The following is a 15,285-nucleotide window of genomic DNA, read 5'->3' on the forward strand; positions in this document are numbered from 1 at the left end:
GACCGACCCGGGGCGCATGGCATGTTCCTGCCAAGCTGTTGCGGATTATGGAGAGCACGCCACGACCCCGGCAAGGGGTTCATTCCGGCCATGTCCGGTTGGCCGCGCCTGTCCGTGCCCCGCCGCCCGACGGAACCCCGGCCTACAGTGGAGGTGAGTTCCGGCGTCTTCAGGGGGTGCGGACGTGGCGAACGGCGGACCCGTCGAGCACGGCTTCCCGCACCTCGACACGGTGCGGGCCTCGATCACCGCGCTCTACAGACGGCTCTCGTACGACACCATCCACACCTTCGCGACCAGCGTGGCCCCCGCCGACGTGGCCTTCGGCGACATCGACGACCTGCATCTGGGCGCGCAGCGCGTGGCCCGCGAGATGGTGCGGCACTACCGGCTGCCGGACGCCCGGATGATCATCGGCTTCCGCGAGATGACCCACGCGGCGAACGTCGAACTCGCCGCGGGCCCCGAGTACTTCATCGAGCTCAACGACCGGTTCCGCACCCACCGCCGGGACATCGGCGCCGCCCTCGCCCACGAGGTCATGCACGTCTACCTGCACCGCCTGGACCTCGCCTTCCCCGGTACCCGGGACACCGAGATCCTCACGGACACCGCGGCGGCCTACCTCGGCGCGGGCTGGCTCCTTCTCGACGCCTACCGCGAGGACGCGGCCTCCTCGCAGAAGCTCGGCTATCTGACGCCGGAGGAGTTCGGCTACGTCCTCGCCAAGCGTGCCCTGGTCTTCGGCGAGGACCCCTCGATCTGGTTCACCAGCCCGCAGGCGTACACGGCGTACACCAAGGGCATGGCCCAGGCCCGCCGCGACGAGCAGCAGCCGCCGCTGACCGCGGCCGGCTGGACGGGCCGCCGCCGCTACGCCAAGGACCGCCGCTACGCCCAGGACCATCCCGACCACGGCTCACCACCCGGCGTCCCCTACACCTTCAGCCCCGACGGCCGCGGCCCGCTGCGCGTGTCCTTCCCCTGCCCGACCTGCCACCAGCGGATCAGGGTGCCGGTGCGCGGCCGGATACGGGCCCGCTGCGCGCTGTGCCGGACGGTGCTGGAGTGCGACACGTAGACGCCGGGAGGGGTGGGAGGAGTGAGGCGGAACACCCCAAAAGCCTTTGCCTCGGGCGCCCTTCGAGAGCGAGGGTCGAAGGATGAGCAAGAACGACCCCGCGGCGCTCGTCTTCACCGCTGTGTACGAGGGTGACGAGGACGCGGTCGTACGGCTGCTGCGTTCCGGCGCGGATCCGGAGTCCGTCGACGAGGACGGCCAGACGGTGCTGTACCTGGCGGCGGTCAGCGACCAGCCCGACATCGTACGACTGCTGCTTGCGGCCGGCGCCGCGCCCGACCGGCTCAGCGCGGGCTCCGACGCTCCGCTGTGCGGGGCGGCGTGCGGCGGGCACACGGAGGTCGTACGGGCCCTGCTGTCTGCCGGGGCCGGGCCCGACACGGTGGAGGAGCACGGGTTCACGGCGCTGGCGTGGGCGCTGCGGTGCGGTCATGTCGCGGTGACGGAGGCCCTCCTCGCGGGTGGCGCGGACCCGGGCCGTCCCGGTCCGACCGGCGAACCCCCGCTGGTGGCGGCCGCGCGCCGAGGCTCCCCCGGCTGTGTACGCGCTCTCCTCACGCATGGCGCGCAGTCCCGGTCCGAGGCCCTTGCGGAGGCCCGCCGCTGGCTGGCCCTCGACGTGGAGGCCGAACTCCGCGCGGGCCTGGAGCAGGCCTACGACCCCGGCTGCCGCTTCGTCACCCACCGCTACCCGGACGCCGGCGGCGACATCATCGAGGTCCAACTCCTCGACCCTCAAGGCCGCCCAGTAGCGGGGAACGACCAGCAGACGGGGCACCTGGAGATAGCGACCCTGCTGGAAGCGGTCCTGCGCGGCACGGGTTCCTGATTTTCAGCCCCTCCGGCGTTTGGGGAGCGGGGGTTGGGGGGCGGAGCCCCCAGGTGACGGGAATGGGCAGGGGCGGAGGGGGCGAAAAAACTCACGTCATTCCACCCCCGTACACCACCCCAGGAACCTCCGCCCCCGCCAACAGCTTCAACGCGGCATCCCCCGCCTCCGACGGAGTCCACCGCGCCCCCTTGTCCACCCCGGGCCCCGCCCGCCACCCCTCCATCACAGTGATCCGCCCACCCTCGGCCTCGAAGACCCGCCCGGAGACACCGGCACTCGCGGCGGACCCGAGCCACACCACCAACGGCGACACGTTCTCGGGAGCCATCACATCGAAGGATCCGTCGCCTCCAGGCGCGGCCATCGCCGACGCGAACACCCCCTCGGTCATGCGCGTCCGCGCCGCGGGAGCGACCGCGTTGACCTGAACGCCGTACCGCCCCAACTCGGCGGCGGCGACCAGCGTCAGCCCGACGATCCCGGCCTTGGCGGCGCTGTAGTTCCCCTGCCCGACGGACCCCAACAGGCCCGCGCCGCTGCTGGTGTTCACCACCCGGGCCCGGGGCGGCCGCCCGGCCTTGGCCTCCGCCCGCCAGTACGCGGCGGCGTGCTTCAACGGAAGAAAATGCCCCTTCAGATGCACCCGCATCACGGCATCCCAGTCGTCCTCCTCGATGTTGACCAGCATCCGGTCCCGCAGGAAACCGGCGTTGTTGACGAGGGTGTCGAGGCGCCCGTACGTCTCCAGAGCGGTGCGGACGAGGGACGCGGCGCCCTCGGTGGTCGCGACGTCACCGCCGTGGGCCACCGCTGCCCCGCCGGCCGAGCGGATCTCCTCCACGACCTGCCCGGCGGGAGACCCGGCACCGGGCGTGCCGTCCAGACCGACCCCGAGGTCGTTCACGACGACACGCGCACCCTCGGCGGCGTACGCGAGCGCGTGCGCCCGGCCGAGCCCGCGCCCCGCACCCGTGACGACGACGACACGCCCCTCGCACAGCAGCGGTCCACTCATCTCAGCTCTCCTTGTTGGCGGTTGCGGCACCGAGGAAGGCGGGCCGTTCGCCCCCTCCGTGGACCAGCAGGCTCGCCCCGCTGATGTACGAGGCGGCGGCCGAGGCGAGGAAGACGGCGGCCTCCCCGACGTCGTACGGCTCGGCGAGGCGGCCCAGCGGCACGGTCCGGGCGACGGCGGCGACGGCGTCCTCGTCGCCGTAGTGCAGGTACGAGCGTTCGGTGCGGACCATGCCGACGACGAGGGTGTTGACCCGGACGTCGGGGGCCCACTCGACGGCCATCGAACGGGCCAGGTTCTCCAGTCCCGCCTTGGCCGCGCCGTACGCCGCCGTGCCGGGCGAGGGCCGGGTCCCGCTCACGCTGCCGATCATCACGATCGACCCTTTGGCCTGCTGGAGTTGGCGGTGCGCAGCCAGGGAGGCGGTCAGCGGCGCGGTGAGGTTGAGCTCGATCACGCGCGCGTGGCGTTCGGCTTCCGACTCCGCGAGCGGCCGGTAGGGGGAGCCCCCCGCGTTGTTGACCAGGACGTCGAGCCGGGGCAGGGCGTCGAAGAAGTCGCGGACGGCGGACGGGTCCCGCAGGTCCACGGCCGTGAACGCGGCGCCCTCGACCGGCACTTCGGGCGGCCGGCGCGCACAGACCACGACCTTCGCGCCAGCTGCGACGAAGGCCCGTGCGATCCCGGCACCGACCCCACGGGTGCCGCCGGTGACGACGACGGTCCTGCCCGAGTCGCCGGGATCCACGTTGTCCACAGGGCCTCCCGCTGGGATGCATTCGCTGCTAGCTTCGAATCTCACCTAACAAACGTTTGGTGGAAAGATAGCCGAAGGTAGCTGATGTGCCCATGGGTGTCTCCACTTCGAACCCGGAAAAGGGGATCGCCGTCGTCACGGCCGACTTCCCGCCGGTGAACGCGCTGCCGGTGCGGGGCTGGTTCGACCTGGCCGACGCCGTCCGCGCGGCGGGCCGCGACCCCGGGACCCACTGTGTCGTGCTGACGGCCGAGGGCCGCGGTTTCAACGCGGGCGTGGACATCAAGGAGATACAGCGGGACACCACCGGCCCTACGCAAGGTCATGGCGCGCTCATCGGCGCGAACCGTGGCTGCTTCGAGGCGTTCGCGGCGGTGTACGAGTGCGAGGTGCCGGTGGTGGCCGCGGTGCAGGGCTTCTGTCTGGGCGGCGGGATAGGTCTCGTCGGCAACGCGGACGCGATCGTGGCGAGCGTGGACGCCACCTTCGGGCTGCCCGAGCTGGACCGCGGGGCGCTCGGCGCGGCCACGCATCTGGCCCGTCTGGTCCCGCAGCACCTGATGCGCGTCCTGTACTACACCTCGCGCACCGTGACCGCGGCCGAGCTGCACGCGCACGGCTCGGTGTGGAAGGTGGTGCCGCGCGCCGAACTGCGCGCGGCCGCCCTGGAGCTGGCCCGTGAGATCGCCGCGAAGGACGGCCGTCTGCTGCGGCTCGCCAAGGCAGCCATCAACGGAATCGATCCCGTGGACGTGCGCCGCAGCTACCGCTTCGAGCAGGGCTTCACCTTCGAGGCCGGCCTCAGCGGAGTGGCCGACGACGTTCGCGACACCTTCGGCAAGTCCGGCGAGTTCGACAAGTCCCGCGAGCTCGGGAAGTCCGGTGAGTCCCGTGAGTCCGCCAAGGAGGCCACCCAGTGAGCGACAAGACCATGTCGGCCCAGGAAGCCGTGGGCCGTCTGGAGAGCGGGATGACACTCGGCATCGGCGGCTGGGGCTCACGCCGCAAACCGATGGCCCTGGTGAGAGCACTGCTCCGCTCCGAGATCACCGATCTCACAGTCGTCTCGTACGGCGGCCCGGACGTGGGCCTGCTCGCCGCCGCCGGACGGATTCGCAAGCTCGTGACCGCGTTCGTGACCCTCGACTCGATCCCGCTCGAACCGCACTACCGCGCGGCGCGCGAGAGCGGGGCCTTCGAGCTGATGGAGGTCGACGAGGCGATGTTCATGTGGGGACTGCACGCCGCCGCGAACCGGCTGCCGTTCCTGCCGGTGCGCGCCGGGCTCGGCTCGGACGTGATGCGGGTCAACCCCGGCCTGCGGACAGTCACTTCGCCCTACGCCGATGAACTCTCCGGTGTCAGAGAGGAGTTCGTCGCCATGCCCGCCCTGCGGCTGGACGCGGCCCTGGTCCACATGAACCGCGCGGACCGGCTGGGCAACGGCCAGTACCTGGGCCCGGACCCGTACTTCGACGACCTGTTCTGCGAGGCGGCGGACGCGGCGTACGTCTCCTGCGAGCGAGTCGTCGACACGGCGGAGCTGACCAAGGAGGCCGCGCCGCAGACCCTGCTGCTCAAGCGGTCGGGCGTGACGGGCGTCGTCGAGGCGCCGAACGGCGCGCATTTCACGTCCTGCGCCCCGGACCACGGCCGCGACGAAGCCTTCCAGAAGCTGTACGCGACCATGCCGTACGCCGAGTTCGCCGAGCGGTTCCTCGGCGGCGACGAACATGCCTACCAGAGCGCCGTCCAGGCCTGGCAGAAGGAGCAGGACCAGTGAGCCCGACCCCGGCGGAGTACTGCGTGATCGCCTGCGCCGAGGCCTGGCGGGGCAACGGCGAGGTGCTCGCCAGTCCCATGGGCCTGATCCCGTCCATCGGCGCCCGTCTCGCCAAGCGCACCTTCTCCCCCGAGTTGCTGCTGACCGACGGCGAGGCGATGCTCGTCGGGCTCGACGGGACACCGGAGGGCTGGCTGCCGTACCGACAGCATCTGGCGATGGTGACCGGCGGGCGCCGGCACGTGATGATGGGCGCGAGCCAGATCGACCGCTTCGGCAACCAGAACATCTCGTGCGTCGGCGACTGGGACAGGCCCAGGCGCCAGCTGCTCGGCGTGCGCGGCGCACCGGTCAACACCCTGAACAACCCGACCAGTTACTGGATCCCGAAGCACTCCCGGCGCGTGTTCGTCGGGAAGGTCGACATGGTGTGCGGAGTGGGGTACGACCGTGCCGCCGCGGCGGGTCCGAGCGCCACCCGTTTCCACCGCATCCCGCGCGTGGTGACCGACCTCGGTGTCTTCGACTTCGCCACCCCCGACCACTCGATGCGCCTGGCCTCCCTGCACCCCGGCGTCACCCTCGAACAGGTCCGGGAAGCGACGGGCTTCGAGCTGAACGTGCCCGCCGAGGTGCCGTTCACCCGCGAACCGACCCCGGCGGAGCTGGAGTTGGTCCGTGAGGTCATCGACCCCAAGGGCACGCGGGACCGTGAGGTCCCCGGGGCCGCCAGGACAGGGAGCCGCTGATGGACACGGCGCTCACCCGGCTGGTCGGCGTCCGCCACCCGGTCGTGCAGACCGGCATGGGCTGGGTGGCGGGCCCCCGGCTGGTCTCCGCGACGGCGAACTCGGGCGCGCTGGGCATTCTGGCCTCCGCGACGATGACCCTGGACCAACTGCGGGATGCCGTACGGGAGGTCGGGTCCCGCACGGACGCGCCGTTCGGCGTGAATCTGCGGGCCGACGCGGGGGACGCGGGCGACCGGGTGCGGATCATCGTCGATGAAGGCGTACGTGTGGCGTCCTTCGCGCTCGCCCCTTCCCGCGAGCTGATCACCGAGCTGAAGGACGCGGGCGTGGTCGTCATCCCCTCCGTCGGGGCGCGCCGGCACGCGGAGAAGGTGGCCGCCTGGGGCGCCGACGCGGTGATCGTGCAGGGCGGCGAGGGCGGCGGGCACACCGGCGAGGTGGCGACGACGGTGCTGCTGCCGCAGGTGGTGGACGCGGTCGAAATCCCGGTCGTGGCGGCGGGTGGCTTCCATGACGGGCGGGGCCTGGTGGCCGCGCTGGCGTTCGGCGCCGCGGGCGTCGCCATGGGCACGCGGTTCCTGTTGACCTCCGACTCGACGGTCCCCGATGCGGTGAAGGCGCGGTACCTGGCGGCGACCGTCAGGGACGTCACAGTCACGACGGCCGTCGACGGCCTTCCGCACCGCATGCTGCGTACGGACCTCGTCAACTCCCTGGAGAGGTCCGGCCGTACGAGAGCGCTCGTCCAAGCCGTCCGCAGGGCCACCGCCTTCCGCAAAATATCCGGCCTCTCCTGGCCCGCCATGATCCGCGACGGTCTCGCGATGAAGCACGGCAGAGACCTGTCCTGGAGCCAGGTGCTGCTCGCCGCCAACACCCCCATGCTGCTCAGATCCGCGATGGTGGACGGCCGGACCGACCTCGGGGTGATGTCCTCCGGGCAGGTCGCCGGGGTGCTGGACGACCTGCCGTCCTGCGCGGAGCTGGTGGACCGGGTGATGGCGGAGGCGGCGGAGACGTTGAAGTGCTTGGAGCTGCTCAGAGCCGTTCGATGATCGTCACGTTCGCCTGGCCGCCGCCCTCGCACATGGTCTGGAGTCCGAACCGGCCCCCGGTGCGCTCCAGTTCGTGCAGCAGGGTCGTCATCAGCTTCACGCCGGTGGCGCCCAGTGGGTGACCGAGAGAGATCGCGCCGCCGTTGACGTTGACCTTCGCCGGGTCGGCGCCGGTCTCCTTGAGCCAGGCGAGGACGACCGGGGCGAAGGCCTCGTTGATCTCGACGAGGTCGATGTCGCCAATGGACATGCCGGTCTTCTTGAGGGCGTGGGCGGTGGCCGGGATGGGGGCGGTCAGCATGCGGATGGGGTCGTCGCCGCGGACGGAGAGATGGTGCACGCGGGCGCGGGGCGTCAGTCCGTGCTCCCGTACGGCCCGCTCGGAGGCGAGGAGCATGGCGGCGGCGCCGTCGGAGACCTGGGAGGAACAGGCGGCGGTGACGGTACCGCCCTCGATGACGGGGTTCAGGGCCGCCATCTTCTCCAGCGAGGTGTCCCGGCGCGGCCCCTCGTCGACCGTGACCTCTCCGTACGCCACGGTCTCGCGGGCGAAGCGGCCCTCGTCGATGGCGCGGACCGCCCGCTGGTGGGAGCGGAGGGCGAACTCCTCCTGGTCGAGGCGGCTGATGCCCCACTTGGCGGCGATCAGCTCGGCGCCGTGGAACTGGTTGACGGGCCGGTCGCCGTAGCGCGCCCGCCAGCCCTCGCTGCCCGCGAAGGGGCCCTGGGTCAGGCCGAGGGGTTCGGCGGCCTGGCGGGAGGCGAAGGCGATGGGTATCTGGCTCATGTTCTGGACGCCGCCCGCGACCACCAGGTCCTGGGTGCCGGACAGTACGCCCTGGGCGGCGAAGTGCACGGCCTGCTGGGAGGACCCGCACTGCCGGTCGACGGTGACTCCCGGCACCTCCTCGGGCAGCCCGGCCGCCAGCCAGGCGGTGCGGGCGATGTCCCCGGCCTGCGGCCCGACCGCGTCGAGGCACCCGAAGACGACGTCCTCGACGGCGGCCGGGTCCACGCCCGACCGCTCGACCAGAGCGCCCAGGACATGCGCGCCGAGGTCGGCCGGGTGGACGCCGCTCAGGCCTCCCCTGCGCCGCCCGACAGGCGTACGGACCGCTTCGACGATGTAGGCCTCGGCCATGACAACTCCCTCAGGGACTCACGGACATGGGGTCAGCGCGGTGGTGGCTGTTCGCGTACGGAGATCCCGTCCAGGACCATCGACAGGTACTGCCGGGCGATCTCCTCCGGGCTGTGGTGCCCGCCGGGCCGGTACCAGGACGCGGCGACCCACACGGTGTCGCGCACGAACCGGTAGGTGAGCCGGATGTCGAGGTCGGCCCGGAAGACCTCGGCGGCCACACCGCGCTCCAGCGTGCTCAGCCACGCCTTCTCGAAGTTGCGCTGCGACTCGGCGAGGAAGGCGAACCGCTGCTGTGCGGCGAGGTGTCTGGACTCCTTCTGGTAGATCGCGACGGCCGCGCGGTGCCGGTCGATCTCCCGGAAGGACTCGGTGACCAGGGCCTCCAGGGTTTCCCGGGGGCCCAGTTCGGCGTCCAGGACGGTGTCGTACCCGTCCCAGAGCTCGTCGAGGAAGGTCCGCAGGATCTCCTCCAGCATCGATTCCTTGGAGTCGAAGTGGTAGTAGAGACTGCCCGCGAGCATTCCGGCCTGGTCCGCGATCTTGCGGACGGTGGTGGCGTTGTAGCCCTGCTCGGCGAAGACCTCGGCGGCCGTGTCGAGCAGTTCGCGGCGCCGCTCGGGCGAGGCGGTCACCGGTGGCTTCTTCTTGGTAGGCACGGGCCCATTGTGGTCCTGCGCTCCTCGTATCCCCGCATGCCGGCCGCCCCCGCCCCTACGCGTGCTGGCTGCTGACGGAGACGACTTCCCCGGTCAGGTACGAGGAGTAGCCGGACGCCAGGAAAACGATCACGTTGGCCACCTCCCACGGCTCGGCGTACCGCCCGTACGCCTCGCGCGCCGTCAGCTCCTCGAGCAGCTCCGGCGTGGTCACCTTCGCGAGGTGCGGGTGCATGGCGAGGCTCGGGGAGACGGCGTTGACCCGCACCCCGTACGCGGCGGCCTCGATCGCCGCGCACCGGGTGAGCGCCATGACCCCGGCCTTCGCGGCGGCGTAATGGGCCTGCCCGGCCTGGGCGCGCCAGCCGACGACGGAGGCGTTGTTCACGACGACTCCGCCACCGCCCTGCGCCTTGAACGCCCGCAGGGCCGCGCGGGTGCACCGGAAGGTGCCGCCCAGGGTCACGTCGAGCACCCTCGACCACTGCTCGTCCGCCATGTCCACGAGGTCCGAAGTCCCGCCGAGACCGGCGTTGTTGACGACTATGTCCAAGCCTCCGTGCAGTTCTTGGGCCGTGTCGAAGAGGGCTTGAACCTGGTCCTCGTCGGTGACGTCGCAGGGCAGCGAGGCGACACTCCCGGCGCCGAACTCCGCCGCGAGGGCCTCGGCGCTCTCCTTGAGCCGCCGCGCGTGTGCGTCACCGATCAGCACCCTGGCCCCCTCTTCGAGGAACCTGCGCACGGTCGCCCCGCCTATGCCGGCACCCGCGGCGGCGGTGATGACAGCCGTACGCCCCTTCAACAGCCCGTGCCCGGATACGTACGCCGGACTCTCGACGTCGCTCATGACGCCACGCTAACCTACCAAACACTTGTTAGGGAAGGTTGTCGCCGCAGGGTTCCCCCGAAGGGTGCTGCCGATGGATCTCGACCACTGCCCCGCCGACGAGGCCTTCCGCGCCGAGGCCAGGACCTGGCTCGCGGCCCACGTGCCGCCCGTCCCCCTCCCCTCCCTGGAGACGGAGGAGGGCTTCGCCGCCCACCGCGCGTGGGAGGCCGAACTCGCCGCGGACCGCTGGTCGGTGGTGTCGTGGCCGACGCAGTACGGCGGCCGGGGCGTCGACATCGTGCGGTGGCTGGTGTTCGAGGAGGAGTACTACGCGGCGGGCGCGCCGGGCCGGGTCGGCCAGAACGGCATCAACCTGCTGGCCCCCACCCTCTTCGACCACGGAACGCAGGAGCAACGCGCGCGCGTGCTGCCGTCGATGGCCACGGGCGAGACCATCTGGGCACAGGTGTGGTCCGAGCCCGAGGCGGGTTCCGACCTGGCCTCGCTCACCTCGCGCGCGGTGCGCACGGACAGGGGCTGGCTGCTGAGCGGGCAGAAGACGTGGTCGTCGCGGGCGGCGTTCGCGGACCGCGCCTTCGGCCTCTTCCGCAGCGAACCGGACACCCCGAAGCCCCACCAGGGCCTCACCTACCTGATGTTCGACCTGCGCGCGCCGGGTGTGACGGTCCGCCCGATCGGCCGCCTGGACGGCAAGCCGGCCTTCGCCGAACTCTTCCTGGACTCCGTCTTCGTCCCCGACGAGGACGTGATCGGCGAGGTGGGCCAGGGCTGGCGGGTCGCCATGTCGACAGCGGGCAACGAACGCGGTCTGACGCTCCGTTCACCGGGCCGGTTCCTGGCCGCCGCCGACCGGCTGGCCGCCCTGTGGCGCACCCACGCCGACCCCTCGGACACGGCGCTGCGCGACCGGGTGGCCGACGCGGTGATCGGCGCCCGTGCGTACCAGCTCTTCACCTACGCGGGCGCCTCCCGTTTCGCCGCCGGGGAGCCGATCGGGCCGGAGTCCAGCCTGAACAAGGTCTTCTGGTCCGAGTACGACATCGCGCTGCACGAGACGGCACTCGATCTGCTGGGCCCGGAGGGCGAGTTGGCGGACACCGACTGGTCCGAGGGCTATGTCTTCGCCCTCGCCGGACCCCTCTACGCCGGCACCAACGAGATCCAGCGCGACATCATCGCCGAGCGCCTCCTCGGCCTCCCGAAGGGCCGCCGCTGATGCGCTTCCTCCTCGACCCCGAGCAGCGCGCCTTCGCCCACTCCCTGAACGCCCTGCTGACGGCGGCGGACACACCGACGGTCATCCGCGCGTGGGCCACGGGCGACCGCGCCCCCGGCCGCGCCCTGTGGTCCCGCCTCGCCGACGCGGGCGTGTTCGCCCTGGCGATACCGGAGGCGTACGAGGGCATGGGCCCGCTCCCCGTGGAACTGGCCGTCGCCTTCGTCGAGTTGGGCCGCCACGGGGTGCCGGGCCCGCTGGTGGAGACGGTGGCGGCGGCAGCACTGCTCACCGAACTCGACGAGCCGGGGCGCAACGAGACGGGGCGCTGCGAGTCAGGGCACGGCGAGCCGGGCCCCGCCAAGCGCCTCCTGCCGGCACTCGCCTCGGGCGAGGCGCTGGCGACGGTCGCCCTGCCGGGCGGTGGCCCTTTCGTACTGGACGCCGAAGCGGCGGAACTGCACCTGGCGGTACGGGACACCGGCACGCACCCGGAACTCCACCTGACGACAGGGGCCACCGGCGCGCCCGGACACGAGCGATCCGCCCCGCGTCCCTCCCTGGACCCCGCCCGCCACCTCGCCCTCCCCCGCCCCGGCGGCGAACTACTCGCCACCGGTCCCCAGTTGACCCGCGCTGCCGCCCAGGCCCTGACCTGGGCCCGGCTAGCCACGGCCGCCCAGGCGCTCGGTGTGGGTCTCGCCCTCCTCGACAGGACGGTGGAGTACGTGAAGCAGCGCACCCAGTTCGGCGTCCCCGTCGGCTCGTTCCAGGCCGTCAAGCACCGGCTCGCGGACGCGAAGATCGCCCTGGAGTTCGCGCGGCCCCTGCTCTTCGGGGCGGCGCTGTCCATGGCACCGGCGGACGTCGCCGCGGCCAAGGTCACGGCCGGTGAGGCGGCGTACGCCACCGCCCGTACGGCGCTCCAGCTGCACGGCGCGATCGGCTACACGGCCGAGTACGACCTGTCCCTCTGGCTCACCAAGGCCCGCGCTCTGCGCACCGCGTGGGGCAGTCCGGCCGAGTGCAGGGCGGAAGTCCTCGACGGACTCAGTGGTGGTGGTCCCCGCTCGTGAGCTCGCGGTACTCCTCCGCCGTCGGCTTCGGGATCTGCGTGCCCGGCCCGTACATGGCGCGGGCGAGCCGCGCGCGCAGCCGTTGGGAGGGACCGACGCGGCGGGTGACACCGTTCGCGTCGACGAGCGGACCGACGTCGTACGGCGGCGCCTGCTCGTGCTGGGTGAGCGCGAACAGCTGTTCCTGCGTGAGCGGTTCATGGACCTCGACGAACTCGCCGTTCGGAAGCCGCTTGATGATGCCCGACTCCCGCCCGTGCAGCACCTTGTCGCGGTCCCGGCGCTGCAACCCCAGGCAGATCCGCCGGGTGACGACGAAGGCGAGCACCGGCACGGCGAAGAACGCGATCCGCACAAACCACGTGATCAGGTTGATCGACAGATGCAGATGCGTGGCCACGATGTCGTTGCCGCCGCCGATCAGCAGCACCCCATACAGGCTCAGCCAGGCGACGCCAAGTCCCGTGCGGGTGGGCGCGTTGCGCGGCCGGTCAAGGAGGTGGTGCTCGCGTTTGTCGCCGGTGATCCACGCCTCGATGAACGGATAGACGAGGATGGCCATCATGACCAGCGGGAAGAGCATGAAGGGGATGAAGACACCCAACTGGAGTGTGTGGCCCCAGCCGTTGATCTCCCATCCCGGCATCACCCGGATCAGCCCCTCGGAGAAACCGAGGTACCAGTCGGGCTGCGCGCCGGTCGTCACCAGGTCCGGACGGTAGGGGCCGAAGGCCCACACGGGGTTGATCGTCGCGATCGCCCCCATCACCGACAGCGCGCCGAAGACGAGGAAGAAGAAGCCGCCCGCCTTGGCGACATAGACCGGCATGAACGGCATACCGACGACGGACTTCTCCTCCCGTCCGGGCCCGGGGTACTGGGTGTGCTTGTGGTAGAAGACCAGGATCAGATGGACGACCACCAGGCCCAGCATGATCCCGGGCAGCAGGAGGACGTGGATCGGGAAGAACCGCGGGATGATGTCGTGGCCGGGGAACTCCCCTCCGAAGAGGAAGAAGGAGAGATACGTCCCCACCACCGGGATCGACAGGATGGCACCCTGCGCGAAGCGGACGCCGGTGCCGGAGAGCAGGTCGTCGGGGAGCGAGTAGCCGGTCAGTCCGGTGATGAGGCCGAGCATCAACAGGGTCCAGCCGAATACCCAGTTGACCTCGCGCGGCTTGCGGAACGCGCCGGTGAAGAACACCCGCATCATGTGCACGAGCATCCCGGCGACGAACACGAGCGCCGCCCAGTGGTGGATCTGCCGGATCAGCAGTCCGCCGCGTACGTCGAAGCTGATGTCGAGTGTGGACTCGTACGCCCGCGTCATGATGACGCCGTTGAGCGGTTCGTAGGAGCCGTTGTAGACGACCTCGACGCCGCTCGGCTCGAAGAACAGCGTGAGGTAGACCCCGGTGAGGATGAGGATGAGGAAGCTGTAGAGGCAGACCTCGCCCAGCATGAACGACCAGTGCTCGGGAAAGACCTTGCGCAGATTGCTCTTGGCCTGCGCGTACACCCCGAGCCGCCCATCGGCCCAGTCCGCGAACCGCTCTCCCCTGCCGGCGGCCGGATTCGCGTCCCTCCGCCCGGAGTTGCTCTCGTGCACTGCCATATGCCACTCCCCTGAGGCCAACCCCAGAGTGGCATGAGGCCCACCCGAAGCCAACGGGTCGTCACGAGCCGGAGACCGGCGCTACGGCGTAAACCCGATCACGGCGGTAGGGTCCTGCGCGTGCAGCACCGCTCCTTCGCCGGTCAGCAGTGCGGCGTCGTACCGCCCGAGAGTCAGCCCGGCGAGCTCGGCGGGCCCGTCGAGGGCGACGATCAAGGCGAGCGTGGCGGGCGCGGCGGGGAGGGCCAGCCGGCCGCGTACGACGGCGACCGTCGGGGGAGTACGACCGCCGCCCCTGCGCCACATCACGTTGAGGTTCACGACCGGGCCGTCGAGCAGTCGGCAGTCGGTGGGGACGTCACCGCGGAAGTCCTGCGGTACATAGCGGGAGTTGACGAGCCGCCGCTCACCGCCCACGGTCAGGTCCATGCCCGCGCCCTCGACGACGGTCAGGATGCGGTCGACCTCGGGGAAGGCCGAGAACGGGCCGTCCGCGGCGACTTCGGCCAGGCTCACCCGCCAGACGAAGTCACCCATGCCCGCGCCCTCCGGCGAGGCGAGGATCTCGCGGGTGACCCCGCCCCCGTTCCTCCAAGGCACGGCGGCCCGCCCGGCGGCGGGCAGCAGACGCACGGTCACTGCACGATCCCCTGCGCCCGCGCCGCCGCCAGCCACTGCGGGAACTCGCCGACGATCCGGTCGTACAGCTCGGTGTCGGACACCTTCCGTGGATCCGAACCGGCGTGAAAGAAGCCGGCGTTGTCCACCACCCGCTTCTGCGGCACCGCCAGCTCGTCCAGCTTGCGCAGGAATTCGAACTGCTTGCTCCCCGGATCCCCGAACCCTACGAACTGCCAGAACAGCGGAAGCTTCGCCGCCTTGCACAAGTACCGTTCCGCGGCGAGCTTGTTGATCGGTCCGCCGTCGGTCTGGAAGACGACGAGGGCGGGATCCTTGGAGCCACTGTCGAGGTAGTGGTCGATGACCGCGTCCATGGCCAGGTGATAGCTGGTCTTACCCATGTGCCCGAGCCCGGACACGATCTGCTCGACGCGCCCCTGGTGGTTGACGAGTGCGATGTCCGTGACCGCGTCGACGTCGGTGGAGAAGAAGACGACGGGGACCGTTCCGTCGTCGTCCAGGTGCGCCGAGAGCCCCAGCACCCGGTCGGCGAGCGCCTGCACACTGCCGTCCTGGTAGTACGGCTTCATCGACCCCGAGTAGTCCACGACCAGGTACACGGCGGCCCGTTGCCCGTCCAGCCCGTGCTTGGTGAGGGAGACACCGGCACTCTTGTACAGACTGACCAGCGCGGGCGCGGTCTCCTCCACCTTGGTGAGGCTGATTCCGGCCATGCGGGCGGCTCCCATCGCTCAAGGATTGCGAGAGGCCGAGATTACGTGACCGCAGGCACTGCAGGTCGCCTGGAACGGCGGCTGGTGACCTGGAC

Annotated in this window: 16 protein-coding genes; 8 read left to right on the plus strand and 8 right to left on the minus strand. The window is 71.1% G+C overall.

Features of this window, described 5'->3' with window-relative positions; all coding sequences use genetic code 11:
• Nucleotides 1–184: 184 nt before the first annotated feature.
• Nucleotides 185–1,081 (plus strand): hypothetical protein, encoded by an 897-nt coding sequence (locus ACFVKT_RS32960; protein WP_385738376.1) that lies wholly within the window; start codon nucleotides 185–187, stop codon nucleotides 1,079–1,081.
• An 82-nt stretch (nucleotides 1,082–1,163) separates the two neighbouring features.
• Entirely contained in the window at nucleotides 1,164–1,910 is a 747-nt protein-coding gene (locus ACFVKT_RS32965; RefSeq protein ID WP_385738378.1) for an ankyrin repeat domain-containing protein, read from the plus strand.
• Between the two features lie 91 nt (nucleotides 1,911–2,001).
• Here the strand turns inward: ACFVKT_RS32965 and ACFVKT_RS32970 are convergent, their stop codons facing one another.
• Together ACFVKT_RS32970 and ACFVKT_RS32975 are read right to left on the minus strand one after the other, a co-directional pair.
• On the minus strand, nucleotides 2,002–2,928 hold the full coding sequence (locus tag ACFVKT_RS32970) for an SDR family oxidoreductase (RefSeq protein ID WP_385738380.1): 927 nt from the start codon (nucleotides 2,926–2,928) through the stop codon (nucleotides 2,002–2,004).
• A 1-nt stretch (nucleotide 2,929) separates the two neighbouring features.
• On the minus strand, nucleotides 2,930–3,685 hold the full coding sequence (locus ACFVKT_RS32975; protein WP_385738382.1) for an SDR family oxidoreductase: 756 nt from the start codon (nucleotides 3,683–3,685) through the stop codon (nucleotides 2,930–2,932).
• 92 nt (nucleotides 3,686–3,777) lie between these two features.
• Here ACFVKT_RS32975 and ACFVKT_RS32980 point away from each other — a divergent pair, with 92 nt between their 5' ends.
• Genes ACFVKT_RS32980 through ACFVKT_RS32995 form a run of 4 tightly spaced genes read left to right on the plus strand, consistent with a single transcriptional unit; the run spans nucleotide 3,778 to nucleotide 7,275 of the window.
• Entirely contained in the window at nucleotides 3,778–4,605 is an 828-nt protein-coding gene (locus ACFVKT_RS32980; RefSeq protein WP_385738384.1) for an enoyl-CoA hydratase family protein, read from the plus strand.
• Nucleotides 4,602–5,468: a CoA transferase subunit A gene (locus tag ACFVKT_RS32985; protein ID WP_385738386.1), complete on the plus strand. Its 867-nt coding sequence runs from the start codon at nucleotides 4,602–4,604 to the stop codon at nucleotides 5,466–5,468. The genes ACFVKT_RS32980 and ACFVKT_RS32985 overlap by 4 nt, the downstream gene beginning before the upstream one ends.
• Complete coding sequence (locus ACFVKT_RS32990; protein ID WP_385738388.1) at nucleotides 5,465–6,217, plus strand: CoA-transferase subunit beta; 753 nt, start codon at nucleotides 5,465–5,467, stop codon at nucleotides 6,215–6,217. Before ACFVKT_RS32985 ends, ACFVKT_RS32990 begins: the two co-directional genes overlap by 4 nt.
• Nucleotides 6,217–7,275, plus strand: a complete 1,059-nt coding sequence (locus tag ACFVKT_RS32995; protein WP_385738390.1) for an NAD(P)H-dependent flavin oxidoreductase — start codon at nucleotides 6,217–6,219, stop codon at nucleotides 7,273–7,275. Before ACFVKT_RS32990 ends, ACFVKT_RS32995 begins: the two co-directional genes overlap by 1 nt.
• Here ACFVKT_RS32995 and ACFVKT_RS33000 read toward each other — a convergent pair.
• The 3 genes from ACFVKT_RS33000 to ACFVKT_RS33010 are packed head-to-tail and all read right to left on the minus strand — an operon-like array spanning nucleotide 7,259 to nucleotide 9,922.
• Nucleotides 7,259–8,416, minus strand: a complete 1,158-nt coding sequence (locus tag ACFVKT_RS33000; protein WP_385738392.1) for an acetyl-CoA C-acetyltransferase — start codon at nucleotides 8,414–8,416, stop codon at nucleotides 7,259–7,261. The genes ACFVKT_RS32995 and ACFVKT_RS33000 overlap by 17 nt on opposite strands.
• Nucleotides 8,417–8,448: 32 nt before the next feature.
• A complete protein-coding gene (locus ACFVKT_RS33005) occupies nucleotides 8,449–9,075 on the minus strand; it encodes a TetR/AcrR family transcriptional regulator (RefSeq protein ID WP_385738394.1) in 627 nt (208 codons plus the stop codon).
• Nucleotides 9,076–9,130: 55 nt separating this feature from the next.
• Nucleotides 9,131–9,922: an SDR family oxidoreductase gene (locus tag ACFVKT_RS33010; protein ID WP_385738396.1), complete on the minus strand. Its 792-nt coding sequence runs from the start codon at nucleotides 9,920–9,922 to the stop codon at nucleotides 9,131–9,133.
• Between the two features lie 73 nt (nucleotides 9,923–9,995).
• Here ACFVKT_RS33010 and ACFVKT_RS33015 point away from each other — a divergent pair, with 73 nt between their 5' ends.
• Together ACFVKT_RS33015 and ACFVKT_RS33020 are read left to right on the plus strand one after the other, a co-directional pair.
• The gene (locus ACFVKT_RS33015) at nucleotides 9,996–11,141 is read left to right on the plus strand and encodes an acyl-CoA dehydrogenase family protein (protein ID WP_385738399.1); all 1,146 of its coding nucleotides are present in this window, start codon (nucleotides 9,996–9,998) and stop codon (nucleotides 11,139–11,141) included.
• Nucleotides 11,141–12,217: an acyl-CoA dehydrogenase family protein gene (locus tag ACFVKT_RS33020; RefSeq protein ID WP_385738401.1), complete on the plus strand. Its 1,077-nt coding sequence runs from the start codon at nucleotides 11,141–11,143 to the stop codon at nucleotides 12,215–12,217. Before ACFVKT_RS33015 ends, ACFVKT_RS33020 begins: the two co-directional genes overlap by 1 nt.
• Here the strand turns inward: ACFVKT_RS33020 and ACFVKT_RS33025 are convergent.
• The 3 genes from ACFVKT_RS33025 to ACFVKT_RS33035 form a co-directional block, all read right to left on the minus strand.
• Nucleotides 12,192–13,835, minus strand: a complete 1,644-nt coding sequence (locus ACFVKT_RS33025; RefSeq protein WP_385738403.1) for a cytochrome bc complex cytochrome b subunit — start codon at nucleotides 13,833–13,835, stop codon at nucleotides 12,192–12,194. The genes ACFVKT_RS33020 and ACFVKT_RS33025 overlap by 26 nt on opposite strands.
• Before the next feature lie 81 nt (nucleotides 13,836–13,916).
• On the minus strand, nucleotides 13,917–14,474 hold the full coding sequence (locus tag ACFVKT_RS33030) for a HutD family protein (RefSeq protein WP_385738405.1): 558 nt from the start codon (nucleotides 14,472–14,474) through the stop codon (nucleotides 13,917–13,919).
• A complete protein-coding gene (locus ACFVKT_RS33035; protein ID WP_385738407.1) occupies nucleotides 14,471–15,190 on the minus strand; it encodes a vWA domain-containing protein in 720 nt (239 codons plus the stop codon). Before ACFVKT_RS33035 ends, ACFVKT_RS33030 begins: the two co-directional genes overlap by 4 nt.
• Nucleotides 15,191–15,285 lie beyond the last annotated feature (95 nt).

The organism is Streptomyces sp. NPDC127595, assembly GCF_042671685.1.
In the GTDB taxonomy this organism is placed as follows: domain Bacteria; phylum Actinomycetota; class Actinomycetes; order Streptomycetales; family Streptomycetaceae; genus Streptomyces.